At 73.1% G+C, this 25,669-nt stretch carries 18 protein-coding genes; 4 read left to right on the top strand and 14 right to left on the bottom strand.

What is annotated here, in order from left to right; genetic code table 11:
* Positions 1–4: 4 nt before the first annotated feature.
* Genes OP18_RS02750 through OP18_RS02735 form a run of 4 tightly spaced genes read left to right on the top strand, consistent with a single transcriptional unit; the run spans position 5 to position 4,565 of the window.
* Positions 5–1,255: a class I SAM-dependent methyltransferase gene (locus OP18_RS02750; protein WP_033357094.1), complete on the top strand. Its 1,251-nt coding sequence runs from the start codon at positions 5–7 to the stop codon at positions 1,253–1,255.
* Positions 1,256–1,258: 3 nt separating this feature from the next.
* Complete coding sequence (locus tag OP18_RS02745) at positions 1,259–1,873, top strand: dTDP-4-dehydrorhamnose 3,5-epimerase family protein (protein WP_033357093.1); 615 nt, start codon at positions 1,259–1,261, stop codon at positions 1,871–1,873.
* Complete coding sequence (locus OP18_RS02740; RefSeq protein WP_033357227.1) at positions 1,870–3,270, top strand: NDP-hexose 2,3-dehydratase family protein; 1,401 nt, start codon at positions 1,870–1,872, stop codon at positions 3,268–3,270. Before OP18_RS02745 ends, OP18_RS02740 begins: the two co-directional genes overlap by 4 nt.
* The gene (locus tag OP18_RS02735; protein WP_245635231.1) at positions 3,267–4,565 is read left to right on the top strand and encodes an acyl-CoA dehydrogenase family protein; all 1,299 of its coding nucleotides are present in this window, start codon (positions 3,267–3,269) and stop codon (positions 4,563–4,565) included. The genes OP18_RS02740 and OP18_RS02735 overlap by 4 nt, the downstream gene beginning before the upstream one ends.
* 80 nt (positions 4,566–4,645) lie before the next feature.
* Here OP18_RS02735 and OP18_RS02730 read toward each other — a convergent pair whose 3' ends face one another.
* From OP18_RS02730 to OP18_RS02665, 14 genes are all read right to left on the bottom strand, one after another.
* Complete coding sequence (locus OP18_RS02730; protein WP_211273424.1) at positions 4,646–5,953, bottom strand: multicopper oxidase family protein; 1,308 nt, start codon at positions 5,951–5,953, stop codon at positions 4,646–4,648.
* Positions 5,954–6,289: 336 nt separating this feature from the next.
* A complete protein-coding gene (locus OP18_RS02725; RefSeq protein ID WP_033357091.1) occupies positions 6,290–8,122 on the bottom strand; it encodes a glycoside hydrolase family 15 protein in 1,833 nt (610 codons plus the stop codon).
* A 60-nt stretch (positions 8,123–8,182) separates the two neighbouring features.
* Entirely contained in the window at positions 8,183–9,121 is a 939-nt protein-coding gene (locus OP18_RS02720) for a polyphosphate kinase 2 family protein (RefSeq protein WP_033357090.1), read from the bottom strand.
* Positions 9,122–9,220: 99 nt separating this feature from the next.
* Complete coding sequence (locus OP18_RS02715) at positions 9,221–11,977, bottom strand: cation-translocating P-type ATPase (protein WP_033357089.1); 2,757 nt, start codon at positions 11,975–11,977, stop codon at positions 9,221–9,223.
* An 80-nt stretch (positions 11,978–12,057) separates the two neighbouring features.
* Entirely contained in the window at positions 12,058–13,467 is a 1,410-nt protein-coding gene (locus OP18_RS02710) for a DUF6301 family protein (RefSeq protein ID WP_033357088.1), read from the bottom strand.
* A 55-nt stretch (positions 13,468–13,522) separates the two neighbouring features.
* Complete coding sequence (locus OP18_RS02705) at positions 13,523–15,118, bottom strand: TerD family protein (RefSeq protein WP_033357087.1); 1,596 nt, start codon at positions 15,116–15,118, stop codon at positions 13,523–13,525.
* A gap of 166 nt (positions 15,119–15,284) precedes the next feature.
* Positions 15,285–16,292, bottom strand: coding sequence for a sortase domain-containing protein (locus OP18_RS51950; protein ID WP_052386122.1), 1,008 nt, complete (start codon positions 16,290–16,292; stop codon positions 15,285–15,287).
* A complete protein-coding gene (locus tag OP18_RS02695) occupies positions 16,289–19,078 on the bottom strand; it encodes a hypothetical protein (RefSeq protein ID WP_033357086.1) in 2,790 nt (929 codons plus the stop codon). The genes OP18_RS51950 and OP18_RS02695 overlap by 4 nt, the downstream gene beginning before the upstream one ends.
* Before the next feature lie 85 nt (positions 19,079–19,163).
* Complete coding sequence (locus OP18_RS02690) at positions 19,164–20,822, bottom strand: substrate-binding domain-containing protein (RefSeq protein ID WP_033357085.1); 1,659 nt, start codon at positions 20,820–20,822, stop codon at positions 19,164–19,166.
* A 62-nt stretch (positions 20,823–20,884) separates the two neighbouring features.
* Positions 20,885–21,979 (bottom strand): phosphate ABC transporter permease PstA, encoded by a 1,095-nt coding sequence (gene pstA, locus OP18_RS02685; RefSeq protein ID WP_081970285.1) that lies wholly within the window; start codon positions 21,977–21,979, stop codon positions 20,885–20,887.
* 22 nt (positions 21,980–22,001) lie between these two features.
* Positions 22,002–23,006 carry a phosphate ABC transporter permease subunit PstC gene (pstC, locus tag OP18_RS02680; RefSeq protein ID WP_052386121.1) on the bottom strand — a complete coding sequence of 335 codons (1,005 nt, stop codon included), beginning with the start codon at positions 23,004–23,006 and terminating at the stop codon, positions 22,002–22,004.
* Positions 23,003–23,827, bottom strand: coding sequence for a phosphate ABC transporter ATP-binding protein (locus OP18_RS02675; protein WP_033357084.1), 825 nt, complete (start codon positions 23,825–23,827; stop codon positions 23,003–23,005). The genes pstC and OP18_RS02675 overlap by 4 nt, the downstream gene beginning before the upstream one ends.
* Positions 23,824–24,630 (bottom strand): LPXTG cell wall anchor domain-containing protein, encoded by an 807-nt coding sequence (locus OP18_RS02670; RefSeq protein WP_033357083.1) that lies wholly within the window; start codon positions 24,628–24,630, stop codon positions 23,824–23,826. The genes OP18_RS02675 and OP18_RS02670 overlap by 4 nt, the downstream gene beginning before the upstream one ends.
* Positions 24,627–25,658, bottom strand: a complete 1,032-nt coding sequence (locus OP18_RS02665) for a WxL protein peptidoglycan domain-containing protein (RefSeq protein ID WP_052386120.1) — start codon at positions 25,656–25,658, stop codon at positions 24,627–24,629. The genes OP18_RS02670 and OP18_RS02665 overlap by 4 nt, the downstream gene beginning before the upstream one ends.
* Positions 25,659–25,669 lie beyond the last annotated feature (11 nt).

Here is a 25,669-nt window from a genome sequence, read left to right as displayed (position 1 = left end):
GAGCATGCAAGCACCGACGGAGACCGACCAGCCGCGCACCGGCACCTGCCGGGTGTGCGCGGGGCAGGTCGTGCAGTTCCTCGACCTCGGCCGGCAGCCGCTGTCCGACCACTTCATCGAGCCCGCCGAGATCGGCACCGAGTTCACCTACGACCTGCTCGTCGGGCAGTGCCGGTCGTGCACCATGGTGCAGCTGCTCGAGGAGGTGCCCCGCGAGCGGATGTTCGCCGACGCGTACCCGTACCGCTCCTCCGGCTCCGCCGTCATGCGCGAGCACTTCGAGCGCACCGCCCGAGACCTGCTCGACGGCCCGCTGCGCGGCCCCGACCCGTTCGTGGTCGAGGTCGGCTGCAACGACGGCGTCATGCTCGGCACGATCAGCGCCGCCGGCGTGCGCCACCTCGGCTTCGAACCGTCCGGGCAGGTCGCCCGGCTCGCCGCGGAGCGCGGCATCACCGTGCGCAACGCGTTCTTCGAGGCCGCCACCGCCGCGGAGACCCGCGCCCAGCACGGCCCCGCCGACGTCGTCTACGCCGCCAACACCATGTGCCACATCCCGTACGTCGAGTCGATCCTCAAGGGCGTCGACGCGCTGCTGGCCCCCGACGGGGTGTTCGTCTTCGAGGACCCGTACCTCGGCGACATCGTGGACAAGACGTCGTTCGACCAGATCTACGACGAGCACTTCTTCCTGTTCTCCGCCGGGTCGGTGCGGGCGATGGCCCGGCACTTCGGCTTCGACCTGGTCGACGTGCGGCGGCTGCCGGTGCACGGCGGCGAGGTGCGTTACACGCTGGCCCGCGCCGGCGTGCGGGAGCCGTCCGCGGCCGTGCGCGACCTGCTCGCCGAGGAGGACGCGCGGGGGCTTTCGGACCTGGCGACGCTGCGCCGCTTCGCGGCGAACGTGACGCGTGTCCGCGACGACCTGACCGCCCTGCTGCGCCGGCTGCGCGCCGAGGGCAAGCGCGTCGTGGCGTACGGCGCCACCGCGAAGAGCGCGACCGTCACGAACTTCTGCGGCGTCGGCCCGGACCTGGTCGAGTTCGTGTGCGACTCGACGCCGGCCAAGCAGCACCGGCTGACGCCGGGCCGGCACATCCCGGTGCGGCCCCCGGAGGCGTTCGCCGCGCCGTACCCGGACTACGCGCTGCTGTTCGCCTGGAACCACGCCGAGGAGATCATGCGCAACGAGCAGGCGTTCCGGCAGGCGGGCGGCGCGTGGATCCTCTACGTGCCCGACGTGCGCGTGGTGTGACGGATGCGGGCGCGCAAACTGGCGATCCCGGGCGCCGTCGAGTTCATCCCGGACGTGTACCCCGACGAGCGCGGGCTGTTCCTGTCACCGCTGGAGGAGTCGGCGTTCGTCGAGGCGGTCGGCCACCCGTTCTTCCACGTGGCGCAGGTCAGCTACAGCGAGTCCCGCGCCGGGGTGGTCCGCGGACCGCACTACACCCGCACCCCGCCCGGCATGGCCAAATACGTCTACTGCCCGCGCGGCGCCGTCATCGACGTGGTGCTCGACACCCGGGTCGGCTCGCCCACCTTCGGGCAGTGGGACGCGGTGCGCCTGGACGGGCGGCACCGGCACGCCGTCTACCTCCCGGTCGGGGTAGCGCACCAATTCATCGTGATCGAGGATAGCGTGATGTGCTACGTGCTGTCGCTGCAGTACCGCGCCGAGAACGAGCTGGCGCTGTCCACGCACGACGACCGGCTCGGCCTTCCGCTCCCCGACGGCGTGACGCCGCTGCTGTCCGCCCGCGACGCGGCGGCACCGACCCTCGCCGAGGCCCTCGCCGCCGGGCTGCTGCCCGGCTACGAGGAGTCCCTGGACCTGGAGAGCCGGCTCGGCCAGCCGCAGGTGACGGCATGAACGACGTTGTCAGGCTGGCCACCCGCAACGACAGCAGCAGCTCGGTCCGGATGTGGCAGTCGGCGGCGATGACCGACGCCGGCGCCGGGCTGCGCACCGCCGACTTCGCCGCCTGGCTGGAGCGGCGCCGGCGCGCGCACCGCTTCCAGGTGCGCCGCATCCCGTTCGCCGACCTCGACGGCTGGGCGTTCGAGGAGGCGACCGGCAACCTGCGCCACCACAGCGGCCGGTTCTTCACCGTCGAGGGGCTGCACGTGGTGCGCGGCGGCCCGCCGGTCGGGCCGTACCAGGCCGCCGAGTGGGAGCAGCCCATCATCGTGCAGCCGGAGGTCGGCATCCTCGGCATCCTCGCCAAGGAGATCGACGGCGTGCTGCACCTGCTGATGCAGGCGAAGATGGAGCCCGGCAACCCCAACCTGGTGCAGCTGTCGCCGACCGTGCAGGCCACGTACAGCAACTACACCGGCGTGCACCGGGGCGCGCCGGTGAAGTACCTCGACTACTTCGTGCGGCCCGGGCGCGGCCGGGTCATCGCCGACGTGCTGCAGTCGGAGCACGGCTCCTGGTTCCTGCAGAAGTCCAACCGCAACATGATCGTCGAGGCGTACGACGACGTGCCGCTGGAGGAGGACTTCTGCTGGCTGACGCTCGGGCAGATCGCCGAGCTGATGCGCCGCGACTACGTGGTGAACATGGACTCCCGCACGGTGCTCGCCTGCTGCCCGGCCGACTACGACGAGGCCGGCGCCCTGTACTCCGACACCGAGGTGCTGTCCTGGTTCACCGCCGAGCGGGCCCGGCACGACCTGCGGGCCTGGCGGATGCCGCTGGACGACGTGGCCGACTGGGTCCGCGACGAGCACCGCATCGCGCACGTGGCGAACCGGTACTTCCGGGTCGTCGCGGTCGCCGTCGAGGGCTCCAGCCGGGAGGTCGCCAGCTGGACCCAGCCGCTGTTCGAGCCGGTCGGGCTGGGGCTCGTCGCCTTCGTGGTGCGCTCCTTCGCCGGGGTGCCGCACCTGCTCGTGCACGCCCGGGTCGAGGGCGGCTTCCTGGACACCGTCGAGCTGGGCGCGACCGTGCAGTGCACGCCCCGCAACTCCGCGCACCTGGACAGCGCCGACCGGCCGCCGTTCCTGGACCTGGTGCTCAACGCGGCACCGCACCAGATCCGGTACCTGGCCCTGCACTCGGAGGAGGGCGGTCGCTTCATGCACGCCAACAACCGGTACGTCATCGTGGAGGCCGACGAGGACAGTGCCCCGGCGGTGCCGCCGCCGGGGTTCCTGTGGGTCACCCCGGGCCAGCTGAGCTTCCTGCTGCGGCACGGCCGTTACGTCAACGTCCAGGCCCGGACCCTGCTGGCGATCCTCAACGCGCGGGCGGTGCAGCTGTGAACGCCACCGTGTCCACCGTGCCCGCCACGTCCGCCACGTCCGCCACGGACGGCGCGGACGGCGCGGACGGGGCGCTGCGCCGGCCGGCCACGGCCGAGGGGCGGCGGCTGCTCGACGCGATCGGCGGCTGCCTCGACGAGGTGCGCGCCGGCGCCCGGGTCAACCACCGCGACGGGCGGTTCCCGACCGCCGTCTTCGACCGGTTCCGCGACCACGGCATCCTCGGCGGCACGGTGCCCGCGGAGCTCGGCGGCCTGGGCGTCGGGCGGCTGCACGACACCGCCGTGGCCCTGGCGGCGCTCGGCGAGGCCGACCCGTCCACCGCGCTCGCGCTGCACGTGCAGTTCAGCCGCGGGTTGACGCTCACGTACGAGTGGCGCCACGGCCGGCCCGCCGTCCGGCCGCTCGCCGAACGGCTGCTGCGGGCCATGGCCCGCGGCGACGCCCTGGTGTGCGGCGCGGTCAAGGACCACCGCGACGCGGTGACCGAGCTGGCCCCGGACGGCGAGGGCGGCTACCTGCTGTCCGGGCGCAAGACGATGGTCAGCATGGGGCCGGTCGCGACGCACTTCGTCGTCTCGGCGCAGCTGCCCGCCGCCGGCGCACCGCCGGACCTCGTCGCGCCCGTCGTGCGCCGCGACACCCCGGGGCTCACCGTCGTCGACGGCTGGGACCCGCTCGGCATGCGCGCCTCCGGCACCGTCGACGTGGTGTTCGACCGGTGCCCGGTGCCGGCCGGCGACGTGTTCGCCCGCGGCCGCGTCGGCGCCCGCGACGACGCGGTGCTGGCCGGACAGACCGTCAGCTCGTGCTCGATGCTCGGCATCTACGTGGGCGCGGCGCAGGCGGCCCGCGACACCGCCGTCGGCCACGTGCGCGACCGGGGCGGCGAGCCACCGGCCGCGGTGTGCACGCTGGTCGCCGACGTCGACGCCCGGCTGTTCGCGGTCCGGGCGACCGTCGCGGCGGCCCTGACCGAGGTCGACCGGGTCTCCGCCGACACGTCGCTGGAGCCGGGCGAGCGGGGACGGCAGATGATGACCGCGTTCCAGTGCGCGAAGATGACGGTCAACAGCCTCGCGCCCGCGCTCGTCGACGACTGCCTCACCGTCGTCGGCGGCGCCGCCTACACCGCCGGGCACCCCCTCGCGCGGCTCGCCCGCGACGTGCGGGCCAGTTGGTTCATGCAGCCGTACACGTACCCGGACGGCGTCGGCTACCTCAGCGGGCAGGCGCTCAAGCTCGACCGGGACAACAACTACGTCAGCACCCGGGCCGGCGGCCACCGTTCCTGAAATGTCCGGGTGCGGGGAAAATGCCCGCACCCGGCATTTCGGTGTCAATCTCCGATCGGTCTTACGGGCAAATCTTCTGTCTATTCTACGATCAGCATCTGCGCCATCATCCCGAGCCAGGAATGCTCCAGGAAATGGCAGTGGAAGACGTACTGGCCGAGAAAGTCCTCGAATGTCGCCTGGACCTGCACGGTGTGCCCGGGCGGCAGCGCGACGGTGTCCTTCAGGCCGGCGTCGTCCAGGGTGATCGGCCCGCCGTTGCGGCTGAGCACCCGGAACTGCGTCATGTGCAGGTGGAAGTTGTGCGGCACCGGGAAGGGGCCGGGCACCGGGTCGGCGTTGCGGACCGTCCACACCTCGGTCGTGCCGCGCCGGACGCGGAAGTCGACCCGTTCGGGGTCGTACGGCTGCCCGTTGACCTGGGCGACCGGCAGCGGGTCGCCGGTGAAGTCGATGTTGAACGCGACCTCCCGGAACACGGTCGGCGCCGGCAGCGGCGGCAGCGGCCGCAGCCGGTCCGGCAGCCGGCTGCCGTCCGGGACCCGCCGCACCACGTCGAAGCGCAGCAGTGGCTGGTCACCGTCGAGCAGCAGGACGTGCCCGCCGATCGGCACCTGGGCGAAGTCGACCACCACCTCGACCCGCTCACCGGCCCACAGCCCGACCTGCGGGCGCGGCACCGGGGCCGGCAGCAGCCCGCCGTCCGACGCGATCTGCGTCATCGACGCGCCCTCCAGGCGCAGGTCGAAGGCGCGTTCGGTGGAGGCGTTGAGCAGCCGGAAGCGGTACTTGCGCGCGGCCACCCGGAAGAACGGCTGGACCTTGCCGTTGACCAGGATCGTCGGCCGGTTGCCGGGGTCGTCGTAGACCAGCTGGTGCTGGTCGTCGAACAGCGCGTCGCGCAGCATGATCGGCACGTCGTACGGGCCGGCGGGCAGCCGCAGGTCGCACTCGGCGTCGTCGTCGATCACGTAGAAGCCGTGCATGCCCCGGTAGACGTGCTCGGCCTCGGTGTGGTGCTCGTGCGCGTGGTACCACAGCGTCGCCCCGCGCTGCCGGTTCAGGTACTCGTACGGCTTGGACCCGCCGGGCTCGATGACGTCCATCGGGTGGCCGTCGCTGTTGGCCGCGGTGTGCCCGCCGTGCAGGTGCACGTTGGCGGCCTCACCGAGCTGGTTGGTGAACACGACACCGACCCGGCGGCCGGCCTTCGCCCTGATCAGCGGGCCCATGAAGGCACCGCCGAAGGACAGCACGTCAGTGGTCGTGCCGGGGAAGATCTCCACCTTCGCCGGCCGGATCGGGATCCGGTACAGGTCGATGCCGCCGGTCGTGGACACCGGCGCCACCGACGGCGGCAACGGCATCGGCGACCGGAACGGCGTCACGACCGGCCCCCCGCCGGTGCGGCGCGCCGGCGTCAGCCGGGGCAGGTGCCCCGTGTGGACGCCGGCGGCGGATGGAGCGGAGGTGGCACTGGATGGAATGAACAGACTCGCGGCCCCGACCGCACCACCGAGCGCCAGGGCTTTCCGTCGGTTGAGCATCCGTCCCCTATCGCCGTGCAGCACCGACCCGGGCACCCACCGCCCACGACCGGAACCGCGAAATTGGGACGAGCGCGGAACGCGTTCTCGCCGAACGTCATAGTAATCGGCGAGCAACTATTTTCAAGGCCGCAAACATCTTGACTGAACTCGATATCACAACATGGCGGAATTCGCCTACCCGCACCGCCGGGCGCGCTCTTCCAACCGCCGGTCGAGACTCACCGCGGCGTTGATCAGCGACAAATGGCTGAACGCCTGCGGGAAGTTGCCGAGCTGCTCACCGGTCAGGCCGATCTCCTCGGAGAACAGCCCGAGCGGGTTGGCGTACGTCTGCATCTTCTGGAACACCAGCTGCGCCTCGGTGAGCCGGCCGGCCCGGGCCAGGGCGTCGACGTACCAGAAGGTGCAGATCGAGAACGTGCCCTCGTCCCCGCGCAGCCCGTCGGGCGAGGCGCTCGGGTTGTACCGGTAGACCAGGCTGTCGGACACCAGCTCCCGCTCGATCGCCGCCAGGGTCGACTCCCACAGCGGGTCGTTCGGGGTGACGAAGCCGGTCAGCGGCATCAGCAGCAGCGCGGCGTCGACCACGTCGGAGCCGTAGTGCTGGGTGAACGTGCCCTTCTCCGCGTTCCAGCCCCGGCTCATGATCTGGCGGTACACGTTGTCCCGCTCGATGGTCCACCGGGCGACGTCGGCCGGCCGGCCGTGCTCCGCCGCGAGCCGCAGCGCCCGGTCCAGCGCCACCCAGCACTGGAACCGGCCGTAGGTGAAGTCCTGCCGGCCGCCGCGGGTCTCCCACACGCCCTCGTCCGGCTGGTCCCAGTGGTCGCACAGCCAGTCGATCACGTCGGTGAGGCCGAGCCACGCCTGGTGGGCGATGCCGATCCCGCCGCGCTCGGCGGAGTACATCGCGTCCAGCGCCTCGCCGTAGATGTCCAGCTGCAGCTGGTCGGCGGCGTCGTTGCCGATGCGCACCGGGCGGGAGCCGCGCCAGCCCTCGAGATGCTCGAGGGTCTCCTCGGTGAGGTCGGAGGAGCCGTCCACCCGGTACATGATCTTCAGCGGGCCGGACGAGGAGCCGGCGCTCTCCATGGTGCGGTCGCGCAGCCACCGGCCGAACGCGGCCGCCTCCTCGGTGTAGCCCAGGCCGAGCAGGGCGTGGATGGAGAACGAGCCGTCGCGGATCCAGGTGTACCGGTAGTCCCAGTTGCGCTCGCCGCCGACCTGCTCCGGCAGCCCCGCGGTCGGCGACGCCACGGGCGCCCCGGTCGGCGCGTAGGTCATCAGCTTCAGCGCGATCGCCGAGCGGGTCACCATCTCCCGCCAGCGCCCCCGGTACGTCGAGGCGTTCACCCAGTCCCGCCAGTACCTGGCGGTGTCCTGGGCCAGGTGCTCCAGCTCCGCCAGGGGCACCCGGTGCGGGCGGCCGCCCATCGACTCCAGCAGCACGCCGGCGGACTCACCCTCGTCCAGGGTCAGCTCGACCAGCAGGTCGTCGCCGTCGCGGTGCACGTCCAGCGCCCGGTGCCCCGAGCCGACCGGGCTGACGGTGAGCTCCATGCCGTCGCCGGCGAACACCGCTCCCTCGTCGAACATCTCCAGCTTGTGCGGGGCCCGGCCGTAGTCGAAGCGGGGCCGCACCTCGAAGGTGAAGCGCATCGTGCCGCGCACCGTGCGCACCATCCGCACCAGGCGGTGCCGGTCGGTGGGCACCGTCCCGGCGACCGGCATGAAGTCGACCACCTCGCCGACGCCGCCCTCCGTCATGAACCGGGTGATCAGCATCGCGGTCTCCGGCAGGTACAGCTGCCGGCTCACCACGTGACCGTCGACCGGGGCGACCCGGCAGTACCCGCCGCGGTCCGCGTCCAGCAGCGAGGCGAACACGCTCGGCGAGTCGAAGCGGGGGCAGCAGAACCAGTCCACCGTCCCGTCGCCGCTGACCAGTGCGGCGGTCTGCAGGTCACCAATCAACCCGTGGTCGCCGATCTCCGGGTAACGCTCCATGGTGACTCCTCCTCCGTGGGGGGTACCTCACCCCTCCACGGTCGCCGTCACCCGCGCCGGTCACCTCGCCCGGCCGGGGTGACGGCCGATGGACGGCTCGGCGTCCAGCACCGACTTGAACCGCTGCAGCTCCTCGCGCGCGCCCCGGTCGACCACCGGGTAGCGCGGGTTGATCCCGATGAGGGTGTCCGCGATGACGGCCGCGGCCGCGATCCGGGCGAACCATTTGTGGTCGGCGGGGATGACGTACCAGGGGGCCCACCGGGTGCTGGTCCGCGCCAGCATGTCGGCGTACGCGTCCTGGTAGGCGTCCCAGTGGCCGCGCTCGGCGACGTCGGCGGCGGAGAACTTCCAGTTCTTGTCGGGCCGGTCGATGCGCTGCAGCAGCCGCTTGCGCTGCTCCTCCTTCGACACGTTGAGGAACAGCTTCACGATGCGGAAGCCGTTGCCGGTGAGGTGCCGCTCCCACGCGTTGATCGCCCGGAACCGGCGCCGCCACAGGTCGCCGCGGCGCGCCTCGACCGGCAGGCGCTGGCGGTCCAGGTGCTCCGGGTGGACCCGCACGACCAGCACCTCCTCGTAGTGCGACCGGTTGAAGATGCCGATCTCGCCGCGGCCCGGCAGGCGCTGCGCGTACCGCCACAGGAAGTCGTGCCCGAGCTCCTCCGTCGACGGGACCTTGAAGCTGTGCACGTGGACGCCCTGCGGGTTGACGCCGCTCATCACGTGCCGGATCGTGCCGTCCTTGCCGGCGGCGTCCAGCGCCTGCAGCACCACCAGCACCCCGTGGGTGCCCTGCGCGGCCAGCCGCGCCTGGTAGTCGGTGAGCAGCGCGACGCCGCGCTGCAGCAGCTCGTCGGTGCCGCCGCCGTGCCGGTGCAGCCCGCCGGTGTACCCCGGGTCGTACTGCCCGGCCAGCCGCAGCTTCGCCCCGGTCGGCACCCGCAGCGGCGCGATGAGCTTCGCGATCCGCTCCGCCTGGACATCCCGCTCGGTCATGCCGTCACCTCCGCTGCGCTCCGGCGCCGGCCTGACCTCGCCGGCCTGACCTGAACCCTGAGCCCATGATTCGCGGCTCCTCGCTCCGCTGCGGCCCGCTCATGCCGCCACCCCCGCTGCGCTCCGGTCCGCGCGCGCCGCCTCCGCCGCGCGGTGGCGCAGCACCAGGGCCCGCAGCTCGGTGACGACCAGCAGCGGCACGGCCGCCACCACGCAGATCAGCCACTGCCGCAGGTCGAGCCCGACGGTGCCGAGGATGCGCTGCGCCACCCCGGCCTCGGCGGCCACCACGATCGCGAGGACGGACAGGCCGGTGGTGGCCACGAACCGCCGGTCGTCGAAGGTGTCCAGGGTGAACACGGAGCGCAGGTCGCAGCGCACCGAGACGGACAGCACCAGGTTGAGGACCGAGAACGTGGTGAGGCCCATCGTGCGGGCCACGCCGAGGCCGTGGGCGCGCTGCGCCCACCAGATGACCGCGAGCGTGGTCGCGCCCATGACCAGGCCGATGACGGTCAGCCCGAGCAGGGTGCGGCCCGGCAGCAGCGGCGCGTCGGCGCGGCGCGGGCGGCGGGACATCAGCCCCTGGTCGGGCTTGCCGGAGCCGAGGCCGACGGCCTGGAACACCTGGGTGGTGAAGTTCACCCACAGCGTCTGCAGCGGCAGCAGCGGCACCCCGGAAGCGACGTTGAGCAGGCTCGCGCCGAGGAACGTGGCGATGAACCCGATGAGCGCGCCCATCTGGAACAGCACGTACTTCTGCAGGTTGTCGTACAGGCCGCGACCGATCGCGACGGCCTTGACGATGGTGGCGAAGTCGTCGTCGGTGAGGATCATCGCCGACGCCTCCTTCGACACCTCGGTGCCGGTGATGCCCATCGCGATGCCGATGTCGGCCCGCTTCAGCGCAGGCGCGTCGTTGACGCCGTCGCCGGTCATCGCGACGATGTGCCCCTTCGCCCGCAGCGTCTCGACCAGACGCACCTTGTGCTCGGGGGTGACCCGCGCGATGACGCCGATGCCGTCGATCTGCTCGGCGAGCTGCTCGTCGCTCATCGCGGCGAACTCGGCGCCGGTGATCGCCCGGCCCTCGATGCCGAGCTGCCCGGCGATCGCCGCGGCGGTCACCGCGTGGTCGCCGGTGATCATGCGGACCTGGATCCCGGCGGCCTTCGCGGTCGCGATGGCCGACTTCGCCTGCGGCCGGGGCGGGTCGACGATGCCGACGAGCGCGAGCAGGGTCAGCCCGTCGAGCAGGCCGAGCAGGTCCGCGCCCGGGTCGAACCCGGCCGCGGGGAAGTCCTTGCGGGCGGTGGCCATGACCCGCAGCCCCTGCCCGGCCAGGCGCGCGTTCTCCGCCAGGTACCGGTCGCGCAGCGGCTCGTCGATGACCACCGGCGGCTGCCCGGGCCGGTCCGGCACGTCGACCGCGGCGGCCCGGGCGAGCAGCTGGTCCGGGGCACCCTTGACGTAGGCACGGACCACGTCGCGGCCGGCGTCGTCGGTGCACCGGTGGAAGGTGGCCATCAGCTTGTACGCGGCGTCGAACGGGACCTCCGCCAGCCGCGGGTACCGCTGCCGAGTGGCCGCGACGTCCAGGTGCCCCTTCTCGGCGAGGACCACGAGGGCACCCTCGGTCGGGTCGCCGACGAGCGCCCCGTCGGCGACGACCGCGTCGCAGGCGAGGGCGAGCGGCAGCAGGTAGGGCTCCAGCGGCACGTCGGGCTCGCCGCCGGTGTGCCGGATGTCGCCGTCGGTGCCGTAGCCGGTGCCGGTCACGGTGTAGTGCCGCCCCGGCAGGGTGAGCTCCACGGCGGTCATCTCGTTGAGGGTCAGCGTGCCGGTCTTGTCGGAGTTGATCGCCGAGGTGGAGCCGAGGGTCTCCGTCGAGCGGAGCCGTTTGACGATCGCGTTGGCCCGGGCGAGGGCCTGCGTGCCCAGCGACAGCATCGTCGTCACCACGGCCGGCAGGCCCGTCGGGATCGCGGACACCGCGAACGCGACCGCGGCCGTGAACACCACCTGGAACGTGTTGCCGCGGGCCAGGTTGACCAGCACCGACACCAGCAGCGCGGCGCCGGCCACGACGAGGATCTGGTCGGTGAGGCGGGCCAGCTGCCGGGTCAGCGGCGTCTCGGCGCCCTCGTCGCGCTGCAGCAGCCCGGAGATGGCGCCGACCTCGGTCGCCATGCCGGTGGCGGTGACGACGACCTCGCCGGTGCCCCGGGTGACGTTGGTGTGCATGTACACCATGTCGACGCGGTCACCGAGGGCGGCGTCGTTGCCCGGTACCGTCGCCGCGTCCTTCACCACGGGAACGCTCTCGCCGGTCAGGGCGGACTCGTCGACCTCGAGGCGGGCCGCGCGCACCAGCCGGCCGTCGGCGGGGACGACGTCACCCGCCTCGACCAGCACCACGTCGCCGGGGACGAGGTCCTCGGCCGGCACCTCGGTGAGCCGGCCGTCGCGGCGCACCCGCGCCTTGACCACCATCATCTGCTGCAGCGCCGCGACGGCGGCCGCCGCCTTACCCTCCTGGCGCAGCCCGAGCACCGCGTTGAACAGGGTCAGGGCGAGCAGCAGCAGACCGGTGCCGAGCTGCTTGAGCGGGTACAGGCTGCCCACGCCGGCGCACAGCAGCACGATCTGCATCGGGTCGGCGTACTGGCGGGCGAACGCGCGCCAGCGGGGCTCCCGGCGCGCCTCGGCGAACCGGTTGGGCCCGTACGCCGCGCGCCGCGCCGCGACCTCGGCCGAGGACAGCCCGTCGTCGCGTTCGACCCGCTCGACCGCCAGGACCTCGGCGATCGACAGCGTGTGGAACCGGGCTTCCGGCTTCGGCAGCGTGCTCGTCACGGTGAGCCTCCAGGGTGGGGCGGCACGGTCCGGCGCCCGGATGTACCCCGTCGCGCGGCGCCGAACCGTCCCCGCCCGGCTCAGCCCTGCCGGAGGGTGAGCCGGGCGGCGTCGAGGCGTTCGGCGGGCGTGTCGGACCAGGCGGCGCCGCGCAGCTGCGCCGGCTCGGTGACGCCGGCCCGGGCCAGCGCGTCGGCGGTGCGCCGCACCACGTCGTCGGCGACGTCGGGGTTGGGCGCCGCGGTCACCGGCTCGCCGTACTGGTCTGACCAGCCGAAGCGGGCCGTGACCCGGTCCGGGGTGACGGCGGCCTCCGCGACCATGTCGCCGCCGGGGCGGCGCAACCGCCAGCGGGCGCTGCTCGCGTACGGGTGCAGCAGCGGCAGCGCCTCCACCCAGGAGCGCAGCAGCGCCCGCAGCTCCTCCAGGGTGCCGTCGAGGGTCTCCGCCGGGGAGTGCGGGTAGGACATCATCCCGAGCAGCGCCCCGGCCTGCGGTGCCTCCACGTCCGGCTCGGTGGTCCACAGCTCGTCCGGTGCCCAGTCGTCCGGCGACATCATCCACTTCTGGTGGTGGTAGATGAGGTTCTCCCGCGCCTCGGTCGGCTCCACCTCCAGGCGCAGCTCGGTGCCCCGCACCAGGGCGAGGGTGAGGGTGGTGCGGGCGCCGCGCCAGCGGGCGAACGGGGCGCGGCCCTCGTCGCCGACGAGCGGCGGATGCCCGAGCACCGCGACCGCCGCGGCGAGGGCCCGCCGGTACGCCGCGGCGGCGCCGTCCGCGTCGACCGGCTGGGTCACGGTCAGCGCGCTGAGCTCGCCGTGGCCGTAGTGGCCGGCGTCCCAGCTGCCGGCCCGCAGCGTCGCGCCGTCGCCGATGCCGAACACCGGCTCCCGGCGGCCGGTCGCCTCGGCGGTCCAGCCGTGCGCCGCGACGAGGCGGTCGAACGCCGCCTGCGACCAGTCGCCGAGCCCGTCGGCGAACACCGCGCACCACTGCCGCCAGCTGGGTGCCGGGTCCGGCAGGAGGGTGGCCGGGTCCGGGTCCGCCGGCCGCTGCCCGGCCTCGGCGGCGACGGTGCGCAGCCGCGGCGCGCGCAGCCCGTCGTTGTTGAACGAGCTGTAGGTCAGCCCGCCCGGGTCGGCGACGCCGTGCACGTCGCGCAGCGTCCGCACGATGAGGTCGGCGAGCCCAGCGGCGGTGTCCGGGTCGACCGGCGCCGGCACCTCCGGCCGGCCGAGGGTCTGCAGCTCGTCCCAGCGGGCCCAGCCGAGCCCGGCCAGCCCTTCGGCGGCCGGCGACCCGGGCTCGACGGCGCTGGTGTGCACGAACACGGCCGGGCCGGTCAGGGTCATGCCGCGGGTGAACCGGATGAACTGCACCCAGACGTCACCGGTGCCGAGGGAGACGGCGTCCTCGGCCCGCAGCGCCGTCAGCGCCCCGGCGAGCTCCTCGGTGACGGCCTCCCAGGCCGGGTGCTGCGTCGTGGACATCGGTCTGCTCCTCCCCCGTCGGCGAACCGCTGCGAGCCTAAGGGGTCGGCGGCGCTCAGATCCGGGCCCCCTTGGCGAGGTTGCACCGGCGGCACAGCAGCTGCAGGTTGCCGACGCTGGTCGCGCCGCCGCGGCTCCACGGGATGACGTGGTCGAACTCGAGGTACTCGGTGGCCTTGCACTCCCGGCACGCGCCGCCGTCGAGCCGCCACACCTCGGCTTTCATGGCGGCCGGGATGGAGCGCGAGTCGCGCTGCGCGGGGACCTGGGCGATCCGCTTGGCGACGCGCAGCACACCGGTGAGGACGGCGGCGACGTGCTCGGCGTCGTCGACCTTGTAGTTGCCGCCCTCTGCGCTGGTGGTCGCCAGCACGACGCGGCCGTTCTCGGGCCGGATCTCCATGACGTTCTTCCATTTGATCTGGGATCCGCCGGTGTCGCTGACGAACCGCAGCTTCGTGTTCGTCACGATCAGCCGGCCGTCCTGCGGACGCGGCCCGTTGGCGTAGAACCTGATGCGGGTGGCCGGCGTGTCCAGGTGCAGGATCTCGCCGGCGTCCAGGGGCAGGGTCGTCCCGGCGATGCGCGGCACGTCGCCGGCGGAGATCAGGCCGAGGTCGTACCCGCGCTGCAACCGGCGGCGCATGTCGGTGATCGCGGGGTCGGTGACGCCGATGCGGCGTACCGCGTCGTCGAAGCCCTCGATCTCGTGCCGCTCGATGAGATCGTCGGCGAACGCGAACGCCACCACCTGCTGCAGGTGCTGCAGGGCGGCGGGGCGCAGCGCCTCCCGGCCACGGGGTGAGTCGATGCGGTGGTAGCGCAGCTCCTGCCACAGCGCGTCCCACTCCGGGCCCTGCGGACCCGACGCCTCGAGGACCTTGGCCGCCTTGGTCCGCCAGCTGCTCAGCAGGCCCGCGATCTCCGTGTCGCACCGGGCGCACGACGGCCGGCCGCCGGCGGGCGCGCCGGATTTCGCGCCGCCGCACCGCCCGCAGGTGGTCGGCGTCTCCTGGCACCGCGGCACCGTCTGCATGCTCCACTCGGTGCCGGTCCACCAGCGCAGGGTCGCCGGGTCGTCCGGCAGCGGGTGCCAGTCGGGCCGCGGCTGCCGCGGGGCGGGCGGCTGCGCGGGGGCGTCGTCGTCCACGGTGACGCCGTAGTGGGTGACGAGTCCGGCCAGGCCCGAGTCGAAGCCCTGGCCGACGGCGCGGAACTTCCACTGCCCGTCGCGCCGGTACAGCTCGCCGAAGATCATCGCGTCGACCCGTTCGACACCGGTGACCGGGAACCTGGCGAGGATCCGTCCGTGCCGGCCGTTGACGGTGAGCTCCAGGCCGGGCACGGCGTCGAAGGTGCCGGTGTCCATCGAGCCGGCGATGACGACCTTGTCCACGGCGGCCGGGAGCCGCCCCAGCCGCACGGCGAGGCTCGCGCCGCCGTCCTCGCGCACGGTCAGCTCGACCGCGCCGGACGTGTCGCGGGGCTGGTTGTAGAAGACGAAGTCGTCGTCGCCGCGGACCTTGTCCTGCGCGGTGACGAGCAGTGCGCACGGGTCGACCGGCGAGCCCGCCCGCCAGGCGATCGCCACCTGCACTGCCGGGTCGTCGATCGTGGTGTTCGCACCGCGTACGAGCGCGACGGTTGTCATTGCCGGGCCACCTCCGGCGTGATCCTAACGACCGTCGATCACCCGCAGCGATCATCCCGTCACGAATATGGACAACCGTCCATCATGATCCGCCGGCCTGCCACACTCCTGCCGACGATGCGTGGCCGGGCGGTGACCGAACGGCCGGGCGATCCGGCCGGCGGGCTCATGACAGGTTCGGCAGGAACAGCGACAGCGTCTCCACGGTCCCCCACAGGCACGCGAGGAGGACCGGCCCGCCGACGAACCAGGCCTGCGGGCCGCCCCAGCGCTGCCGGGCCCACGTCGTGCCCAGCGCCGCGAACACGAACAGCTGCAGCCAGAACACCAGCGGCACGAGGGCGTCCGGGTCGGCCTGCAGCGCCTTCTCCGCCACCGTCACCGTGGCCGGCCGGCCGGGCAGCCCCGGCTGGAGGTCCCCGCCGCGCAGCGTCGCGTCGACGTACACCACCCGGTCCGGCGCCCAGCCGCTGCGCCAGCCGTCGGCCTCCGCCGTGACCAGGGTCAGCCGGGCACCGCCGGCGGTCAGGGGGGCCGGCAGCGGGTCACGCTCCCGGCGCAGGCCGGTGACCTCGTACCGCATGATCCCCAGACCGCCGGTGACCGTGATCTCGTCGCCGGGCCGCAGCTCGGTGACCCGGCGGAACGGGCCGCCGAACGCGGCCGCGTGGCCGTAGAGGACCGCCGTGCCGGGCTGCCCGGGCAGCGCGGTGTCCCGGCGGTGGCCCGGGCCGGCGCGCATGACCCCGGAGCTGGTGCCCTCCACGACGACCTGGCGCAGGCCGATCGCCGGCGCCTCGATCACCGCGACCGGGGTGCCGGGGTCGATGTCGCCACCGATCGGCGCGGTGGCCAGGGCCACCTTCTCCCGCAGCTCGCCGTACAGCTCGTGCTGTGTGCGGGCCTGCTGCACGGCGCTGACCCACAGCGCGTACGCGACGAGCCAGCCGGCCAGCAGCGCCAGCGTCAACAGCGACCGCACGACCACCGCGACCGGGGCCGGCACCGGAATCCTCGTCAGCCGGACCGGCTCCGGGTCGGCGAAGTCGTCCAGGTCGTCGAAGCCGTCCGGGCCGTCGGGGCCGTCCGGATCGTCCGGGTCGACGAGGTCGTCGAGGTCGTCGAGCTCGTCGCCGGCCAGGTGCCGCGGGCCGGGCTTCACCGATGCGGTCATGTCGCCTTCCACCAGGTCACGACGAACGTCACCACCCGGGTGACCGAGCCGATCAGCAGGGCCGCCAGCGCGATCATCACGGCGACCGGCAGCGCCCACGCCGCCAGGGCCGAGGACAGCCCGGCGGTGAACCCGGCCGGACGCTGCGCCGCCGGGGGCGCCGCGGAGGCCGGCGTCGACGGCGCCGCGCCGGACGGCCGCGAGCCGGTGGCCGGCACGGTGGCACCACCGCCGCCGGTGCCGCTGCCGGAGCCGGAGCCGGAGCCGGAGCCGCCGGACGTGCCGCCCGTCGTCGGGGTCGGCGTCGGGGCCGCATTGCCGCCGCCGATCAGCGGCACGGTGCCGGCCTGCGCCTGCACCGCGTCGGCGGCGCGCAGCGTGTAGGCGACGAAGTCACCCAGCCCGTTGCCGGCGGTCATCGGCAGGTACCCGGGCGGCAGCTGGCCGTTGCCGAGCCCCTGGACCTGCCCGTCGCCGGCGGCGAAGCGCAGCAGCTGGGCGAGCTTCGCGCCGTCCTGCGCGCCGATGTCCCTGGTCGGGATCGTGGCGTAGACGGGCAGCGTGCCCGGGTAGGCGCCCGCGGCGTCGGCGCCGACCAGCTTGTCGTACTGCATCAGCCAGGTGTTCGTCGCCGCGTCCTGCTTGGCGAACGTCATCGCCAGCCGCATCGAGTCCTCGGTCGGCTCGACGAACGTGCGCCCCTGCCGCCCGGTGAACCGCTCACCCGCCGGCACCGTCGAGCGCGACTGCAGGGCGGCCGTGTTGAGCTGGAAGAACTCCGCGTCGGCGAGGCTGGTCACGCCGAGCATGAAGCGGCCGCGGAACTCCTGCCGGCCGATCGCGCCCATGTTGACGCCGATCGGCAGGCCGCCCTCGTCGCGCAGCAGCACGCAGTTGACGTGGGCGTTGGACAGGGCGTACTGCACCCGCTGGGCGATGTTGCCCAGGTCCTGCACCGGCGCGGACAGCAGCGGCAGGTACGGGATCTGCGCCAGGCCGTCGGTGAACTCCGGCTCCGAGCAGCCGGTGTAGGGGGTGAAGTCCTCGGAGACGAAGGAGTCCAGCAGCGGCCAGCTCGTCCTCGGCAGCTGGATGCCCTTGTACCGCGGGTTCACCACCATCTTCCACGGGTCCGGCGTGCCGTCGAGGAAGGCCCGCGCCTCCGGGTCGGCGTTGATGTAGGCCGACAGCGCGTACATGACGTCGGAGTTGCCGGACAGCGCCAGCAGCGCCGAGGAGCTCAGCACGCTGGCGAACGCGTCGCCGACGGCCGGGTTGAGCGCCTTGAACTCCGGATCCAGCGACACCGTCAGCGGATTGCCGGCCAGCGCCCGGTACGGGTCGTTGTCCGGTGCCGTGCCGTAGGCGCCGCGCAGGTCGCTCTTCGTCGGGTACGACTCGCTGAGCATCTTCGCCAGCAGCCGCGCGTTGAGCTTGAGGTCCTTGTACTCGTTGCCCTGCGCGTCGTCCATGACGTAGCTGATCGCGAAGCCGGTCACGGCGATCGGCGCGCTCACCGTCGGTATCGGGTACGGCTCGGCCGGCGGGCTGCTGACCAGCGCCGCCTTGGCGCCGCTGGCGACCAGCGCGGACTTGGCCTGCGGCTCGCCGAGCCGCACGTGGCGGAACTTGAAGCGGCTCGGGTCGGTGCAGAACGCCGTCGACCACTGGTCGGTCGCCTGGATCATCAGCTCCGAGCCGAACAGGTCCACCGGCGTGCTGGCGTCGGCGAGGTCGCACAGGTTCCCCGGCGGCCCGAAGCTCAGCGGCACCGTGATCCGGTTGCGCCAGTTGGACGCACTCCACCAGAACTTCGCGGTCACCGCCACGTCGACCTGGTCGGGGTCGTTGTTGTCGTAGAACTCCCCCACGCCCTTGCGGCCGGACTTCCTGCACTTCTCCCCGGAGAACCGCACGTCCACGGGCGTCGGCCGGTCGGCGGCGGGCAGGCCGGCCGCCTGCAGGTCGCAGCTGATGCCGATGACGGGCAGCACGACCAGGGAGCACACGACGGTCATCGAGCAGCCCAACGACTGGTTGTACTCGTCGGTGGTGACCACGAACTTGATGCTGCCGGCGCCGTCCTTGTTGCTGGCGGCGAAGGTGGTGTTGCTCGGGGTGGCGTCCTTGTCCTCGACGTTGACCATGTCGGGGGCGAGGACCGGGCCGCAGGACACGTTCTCCCGCCGGTTCAGCGGGTAGTACACGACGTGCTGCGGCGGTGGCCCGGTGAACGGCACGAACCGCGACGGCAGCGTGACGTCGGACAGGTCGCAGGTCTGCGGCACCGACGCCGGTACGCCGACGCTCGCCCTGCGGTTGGCCGGGCTCTCGTACAGGTCGAGCCGCCACGGCGGGAACTGCAGCGTCGGGTCGGTGTAGCGGCGCTCCTCGACGCTCTGCGTCCAGCAGGTCGCGGGGTCCAGCGGCTGCTCGGCGGTGTCGGCGCCCCGGCACTGCATGACGACGACCGGGTACTCCTGCAGCGGGGCCTGGACGCTGTTGGGGTTGCTGGAGGTGGCGAGCGTCGGGTGCGCGCCGGTCCAGCTCACCCGGATCTGCTGCCGGTTGCGCAGGTTGCTGGTCTGGCTGACGGTCGCGGTGACGGTGCGCTGGTCCACGGTGGTCCGTGTGCCGTCGGCGTCCACGTGCGTGCGGGCCATCGTCCTGGACCCGGTGAACTCGGGCTCCGGCTCGTCGGACGGCGCCGAGAACCCGGACCCGGGCACGACCAGCCCGGCGCAGACGAGGACCACGACGAAGGCGGCGACCCGGCGGCGGTTCACGCCGCCACCTCCGCTGCGCTCCGGCGCCGGCGTGAACCCCACCCTGAGCCAATGGTTCGCAGCCCTCCGCTACGCTCCGGCCCGCTCACGACTCCTCCCGGCGGCGGCGCAGCCAGCGACCGAAGAGCGCGGGGCCGAACACGACGAACAGCACCAGCAGGGCCGCGGCCGGGCCGAGCACCTTCATGTGCTTGCCCGTCCGGAACGCCGCCAGGTCGTTGGGGACGCCGACGGCGTTGACGTCGCCGCCCGCGCCGCCGCCGGCGCCGCCGCTGACGACCTCGCCGGTGTCGGGGTCGATCTGCGCACCGGCCGTCGCGGCGCCGGACGCCGAGGGGTTGGCCGCGGTGCCGCCGGTGGTGCCGCCGGTGGTGCCACCGGAGCCGGTGCCGCCGCCGGAGCCGGAGCCGGTGCCGCCGGAGCCGCCGGAGCCGGTCGGGGAGCCGTTGCCCGTGCACGGGCCGTTGCCCCGCTTCGCGCACTCCGGCGGGTTCGGCGCGATCTCCGCCAGCCGGTTGCGGCTCGGGTCGCTGGCGATGAAGGTCGGGTTGTTGCACGTGGTGACCGGCTGCGCGGAGAAGGTGACCGCCGGGTCGATGTCCTTGAGCTTCTTCAGCTGCTCGAAGCCCGCCTGCACCAGGTTGAGCGGCAGCGGCGAGTAGCCGGCGACGCCCATCGAGGCCTGCCCGGTGCAGATCGAGTAGGACATGAAGTCGAGCAGCGTCTGGCGCTTCTCGCTGTTCATCTTCGCGTCGTTGCCGACCGGCAGGATCATGTACGAGTAGGACGACATCGCGTACGTGCGCTTGTCCGGGTTCACGTACACCTTGTCGAGCTTCTGCAGCAGGTAGGTCAGCGGGTCGGACCTGTCCAGGTTGATCTCGGCGGCGCGCAGCGCGACGGCGACGTTGAAGTCGGTCGGCTTGGTGAAGTAGCCGGCCTGGTTCTCCAGCTCCACGACCGGGTAGCCGGCGCCGAGGGCGTAGGAGTACTCGTCGTAGCCGATGGCGCCGTTGCTGGAGCCGGCCGTGACGGTGTTGATGACCGAGTCGGAGCCGTTGACCGAGACGACCGGCTTGCGACTGCCGCTGCGGGGCGTGGCCGGGAAGTACTCCGTGAACTCCGACGAGCCGCTGTAGGTGCGCCACAGGTCCGGGTACTGCCTGGCGAGGTACGAGGTGAACTGCGCGGTGGAGCCGGAGCCTTCGGAGTGCACCACCACGATGATCGGCAGCGACGGCAGCTTCCGGCCGTTGTTGTCGGCGGTGATCTGCGCGTCGCTCCAGTCGGTGATCTGGCCGAGGAAGATCTTGGCGAGGGTGAGCCCGGACAGCCGCAGGTTGCGCACCAGCTGGCCGCCGACGCGGACCTGGTAGACGAACGAGGTGCCGCCGGCGACGATCGGCAGGTAGGCGAACGCCCGGCCCTGCGCGTCGTCGCGCTGCCCGGTCGTCGGGTCCTTGCCGCGGAAGCCGATGTCGGAGACGGCGAAGTCGTTGGCGACCGCGGCGAAGTCCTTGCGGCCGGTCGCCGAGCCGGTCGCGGTGAAGTCGACCTGCAGGTTCTGCTTGCGCACGTCGGCCACCCACTGGGTGATGGCGTTGGCGCTCCAGGACGACCCGGTGCCGGTGATGCGGGCGTGGCCGGCGGCCGCGGCCGGGCCCGCCGGCGCGACCAGGCTCAGGACCAGCGCCAGCACGGCCACGACGGCGGTCCGCCGGCCGGCGGTGGCGGGAGTCTGCACGATGGTTCCTCGTCCAATTCTGTGACGTTGTACGTGGCGTTCGGTGGTCGGTCGCATCGGGCTCACACCTTCGGCCGGGCGAGCCAGCGGGCCAGGGCGAAGAGGATGAGCACCACCAGGAGCAGGACGGCCGCGGCGCCGAACCCGCGGTCGATGAACGCCGGCTGGCCGCTGCGGACACCGACGAAGATGTACAGCGGCAGCGAGTTCATGGTGTTCTCGACGGGGTTGAAGTTGAGGAACGTCGAGGCGCCCGAGACGATCAGCACCGGCGCCGTCTCGCCGATGCCGCGGGCGACGCCGAGGATGACGGCGGTGGCCAGGCCCGGGCGGGCCGTCGGCAGCACGACGTGCCGGACCACCTGCCACTGCGACGCCCCCAGCGCCAGACCCGCCTCACGCAGACCGCCGGGGACCACCCGCAGCACCACGTCGGAGGTCCGGGCGATGATCGGCACCATGGTCACCGCGATCGCCAGGCCCGCCGCGAGGCCGGACTTCGGGAACCCGAAGGCGACCACGAGCGTGGTGTAGACGAACAGGCCGGCGAGGATGTCGGGGACCGCGGTCATCGCCTCGATGACCGTCCGCACGAACCGCGACAGCCGGCCGCCGACCTCGACCATGTAGACCGCGGTCACCAGGCCCAGCGGCAGCGAGATCACCAGCGCGATGCCGACCTCGATGAGCGAGCCGACGAGCGCGTGCAGGATGCCGCCCTCGTCCAGCGGCGCGGTCGGCCGCACGCCGCTCATGTCCGTGGTCAGGAAGTTCAGGTGGAACGCCACCGGCACGCCGCGGATGAACGTGTAGAGCACGGTGGACAGCAGCGCCACGGCGACGACCGCCGCGCCCGCCTGCACCATGGCGCCGGCCAGCCGGTCCACGACCACGGGTCGCGGGCTCGACATGCTGGTGACCGTCGCGTACATCAGCAGGAACACGACGTACCAGACGATGACGAAGCCGAGGAGCCCCGAGAACGGCAGGAGCTTGCCGTACAGGACCCAGGTCAGCGCGAGCGACCCGGCGGCGGCGCCGAAGAGGCTGAGCTTGTCGTCGAGCGTGCGCGCCCGCAGCCGGCGGGGGCGCTCGACGGCGGGCCGCTCCGGCGCCGGCCGGACCGGCGTGGGGCGCACGGCGGTGGTGCCCTTCATGGTCACACTCCCCTCCTGCGGGTCAGATCTCGGTGGCCGCGCCGCTGCGGCCGCGGCTGACGATAACCGCGGCGATCGTGTTGACGACCACGGTGATGACGAACAGGACGAAACCCGCCGCGAGCAGCGCCGCGAGCTGGGCCGAGGTCGCCTCGCCGAAGCGGTTGGCGATGAGGGACGACACGGTGATCGTGCCGTTCTCCAGCACCCGGACCTTGAGGTCGAACGCGAAGCTGATGGTCATCAGCACGGCGACGGTCTCGCCGAGCGCCCGGCCGAGGCCGAGCATCGTGCCGCCGACGATCCCGCCCCGGCCGAACGGCAGCACGACGGTGCGGATCATGCCCCAGCGGGTCGCGCCGAGCGCGAGGGCCGCCTCCCGCTCCCCGACCGGCGCCTGCGCGAACACGTCCTGCATCACCGCGGACGCGATCGGGATGACCATCATCGCCACGACCAGCCCGGCGGTGAACGCCGACTGGGTGTACTGCGACTGCGCCCAGACCGGCGCGTCCGGGTCGGTGCGCACCTCGAAGAACGGGATGAACCCGAGGTTCTGGTGCAGCCAGTGGGCGACCGGGATCAGCCGCGGGCCGAACAGGAAGACGCCCCACAGCCCGTAGATGATGCTCGGCACCGCCGCCATCAGGTCGACCATCGCCACCAGCGACTTGCGCAGGCCCGGCGTGGCGTACTCGGTGATGTACAGCGCGCACGACAGGGCGAGCGGGAACGCGGTGAATATCGCGATGAGGCTGACCAGGAGCGTGCCGAGCAGGACCGCGGACATGCCGACGGTGTCGCGCTCCGGCAGCCAGTCGTTCTCGGTGAAGAACGCCCACCCGTAGTGCTCCAGCGTCGGCACCGCCTGCAGCGCCAGGAAGAAGCCGATCGCGCCGAAGATGACGGTGACCAGGACGGCGACGCCCCGCGACCCGCCCCGGAAGATCCGGTCCGGCAGCGAGCGGGCGGAGGCGAGCGGGCGCGGCCGGTCCCCGTCGACGGCGGGCAGCGGGACGGTGCTCATCCGAACCGCCCGTTGACGTAGTCGGCGGTGCGCTGGTCGACGGGGGCACCGAACATCTGCCCGGTGTCGCCGCTCTCCACGATCGCGCCGGGCGCGCCGTTCTCCGCGAGGAAGAACGCGCACTGCTGCGAGACGCGGTGCGCCTGCTGCATGTTGTGGGTGACGATGACGATCGTGACCTCGGCGGCGAGCTCGGCGATCGTCTCCTCGATGACCCGGGTGGAGGTCGGGTCCAGCGCGGAGCACGGCTCGTCCATGAGCAGCACCCGCGGCCGGATCGCGAGGGACCGGGCGATGCACAGCCGCTGCTGCTGGCCGCCGGACAGCGCGCCGCCGGGCGAGCGCAGCCGGTCCTTGACCTCCCGCCACAGGCCGCCCTTGATGAGGCACTCCTCGACCAGGGCGTCCTTGTCCGCGCGGCGGATCTTCACGCCGGTGAGCCTCAGCCCGGCGACCACGTTGTCGTAGATGCTCATGGTCGGGAACGGGTTCGGCTTCTGGAACACCATGCCGATCTGCCGGCGGGCGTCGGTGAGCCGGCGGCCGGTGTCGTAGATGTCGACGCCGTCGAGCAGCACCTCACCGGCCAGCTGCGCCGAGGGCACCAGCTCGTGCATCCGGTTGAGGATCCGCAGGAACGTCGACTTGCCGCAGCCGGACGGCCCGATGAGCGCGGTGACCCGGCCCGCCCGCATGGTCAGCGACACCCGGTCGAGCACCTTGCGGGTGCCGAACCAGGCGGAGATCGCCCGCGCGTCGAGCGTCGCGAGCGGCGCCGCGCCCGGCGCCGCCGTCGTCTCGTCGGTCCAGGTGGCGGTCATGCCCGCACCGCCCTGCGGCGGCGGCCGAGCACGACCGCGGTGACGCCGGCGGCGACCAGCAGCGCCCCGGCGCCGGCGAGGGTCGTCACGTCGGTGCCGGTGCGCGGCAGGGGGCCGCCACCGCCGCCGGCCGGGGACGGGGCCGGGCTGCCGTCGACGCGTACCTCGATCGGCACGTCGGCGCCGCCCTCCCGCAGCGTCATCGCCGCCGCGCCGAGGGCGCCGGCCCGGCCGGCGCGCACGACCGTCCACCGGTCACCGCTGACCCTGATGTCGGCGGTCGCGTAGCTCGACGTCAGGGTCGCCTCACCGGGGACGCCGAGGTAGATGCGCAGTTGCACGAGGCCGTCCCACTGGGTCGGGTACACGTCGAGGAACTCGCCGAGGGACCCGGCGCCGTCCGGCGCGACGACCGTCGGGTGCGCGGGGTCCGGGTAGGCGCTGGCGCCGGTCAGGAACCGGCCGTGCCACTGCGTGGGGTCGGCGTCCTGGCGCGGCAGGAACGCCAGCAGCGTCGCCTTGCGGCCGTCGCGGTCGTACGGGTCCGGGGCCTTGGCCTGGCCGACCGCCTTCGCGACGAACGGCCGGTCGTTCGTCCTGCCGGAGGTGACGGCCGTGCCGTCCTTGTCGTACAGCACGATGCCCCCGGTCGAACGGCTGTCGGTGTACGGCACCGCGGACGCGGGACCGGTCGTGCAGGCGGTGGCCGCGGCCAGCACGATCGCGGCCAGCACCGCCGCGGCCAGGACCTGCCCGGCCAGGGACGGCGCGCCCGGCGCGACGGTGCTCGGGTGACGGCTCATGCCGCCGCCCCGGCCTTCGCCGCCTTGCGGGCGCGGCGGCGCTCCAGGGCGGCGGCCTCGGCGCGGGCCAGGCGGCGGCGCAGCAGCCGGCGGCGGACTCCGAAGCCGGCGCCGGTGCCGAGGATGAGCAGCGCGAGGAGCAGCAGCCACGGCCAGGCCCAGATGGTGGTGTGCCCCTCGGTCTTCGGCACGGCCTGGCCGACGGGCTGCTCGGGGTCGCCGAACGGCACCAGCTCGACGCGCACGGTCAGCGGTCCGGCCGGGAACACCCCGCCGATCTCGGTCTGGTGCGGCACCCGCTGGCCGGGCAGCAGCTCCGGCAGGTCGGGCAGCCGCCGCTCGGCGAGGGTGATGCCGGTCAGGGCGGAGGTGACGACCAGCTTCGGGTGGCTCCGCAGGCGGATGTTGCCGGTGTTCTCCGTCGTGTACGACACGCTGACGCTGCCGGAGCCGAAGGGGTTGCCGACCCCGGTGTAGTCGGCCTCGACCTTCGTCGCGGCGAGGACCGGACGCAGCAGCCCGGCGATCCTGAGGTACACCCGGACCGCGACCCGGGTGTCGACCTTGACGTCGGTGCCGGTGGCCAGGGACACCACGACCCCGCCGGCGTGGTCGCCGGGGGTCGCGTTCGCGGGCACGATGACCTTGAACGGCACGGCGACGGTGGCGCCGGCGTCGATGGTGACCGTCGAGGCGGGGAACTGCATCCAGGTGCCGATGTCGGTGGGCTTCTGCGCGGCGGGCAGCAGGTCGAAGGCGCCGGTCGCGGTGTTGAACGCGTCGGTGCCGTAGATGACGAACGATGCGGAGACCTTGCTGCTGTTGGTGACGAGAACCTGCTCCTCCACCGCCGCGCCGGGGACACCCTGCAGCGTGTAGTGGGTGCGCTTGTCCGGCTTGCCGTCCGGTGTGCCGGGCCGCAGCGACCAGGCGCGGTTGCCGTCGTCGGCGGGCTCGGCGTGCGCGGCCGCGGGGGTCAGCACCGCGGCGGCGGCAAGCGCCGCGACCAGTGCGAAAAGGCGTCTCATTGCAGGTTTCC

It is taken from the genome of Dactylosporangium aurantiacum (assembly GCF_000716715.1).
Taxonomy (GTDB): Bacteria; Actinomycetota; Actinomycetes; order Mycobacteriales; family Micromonosporaceae; genus Dactylosporangium; species Dactylosporangium aurantiacum.
This window is presented reverse-complemented; position numbering and strand designations above follow the sequence as displayed.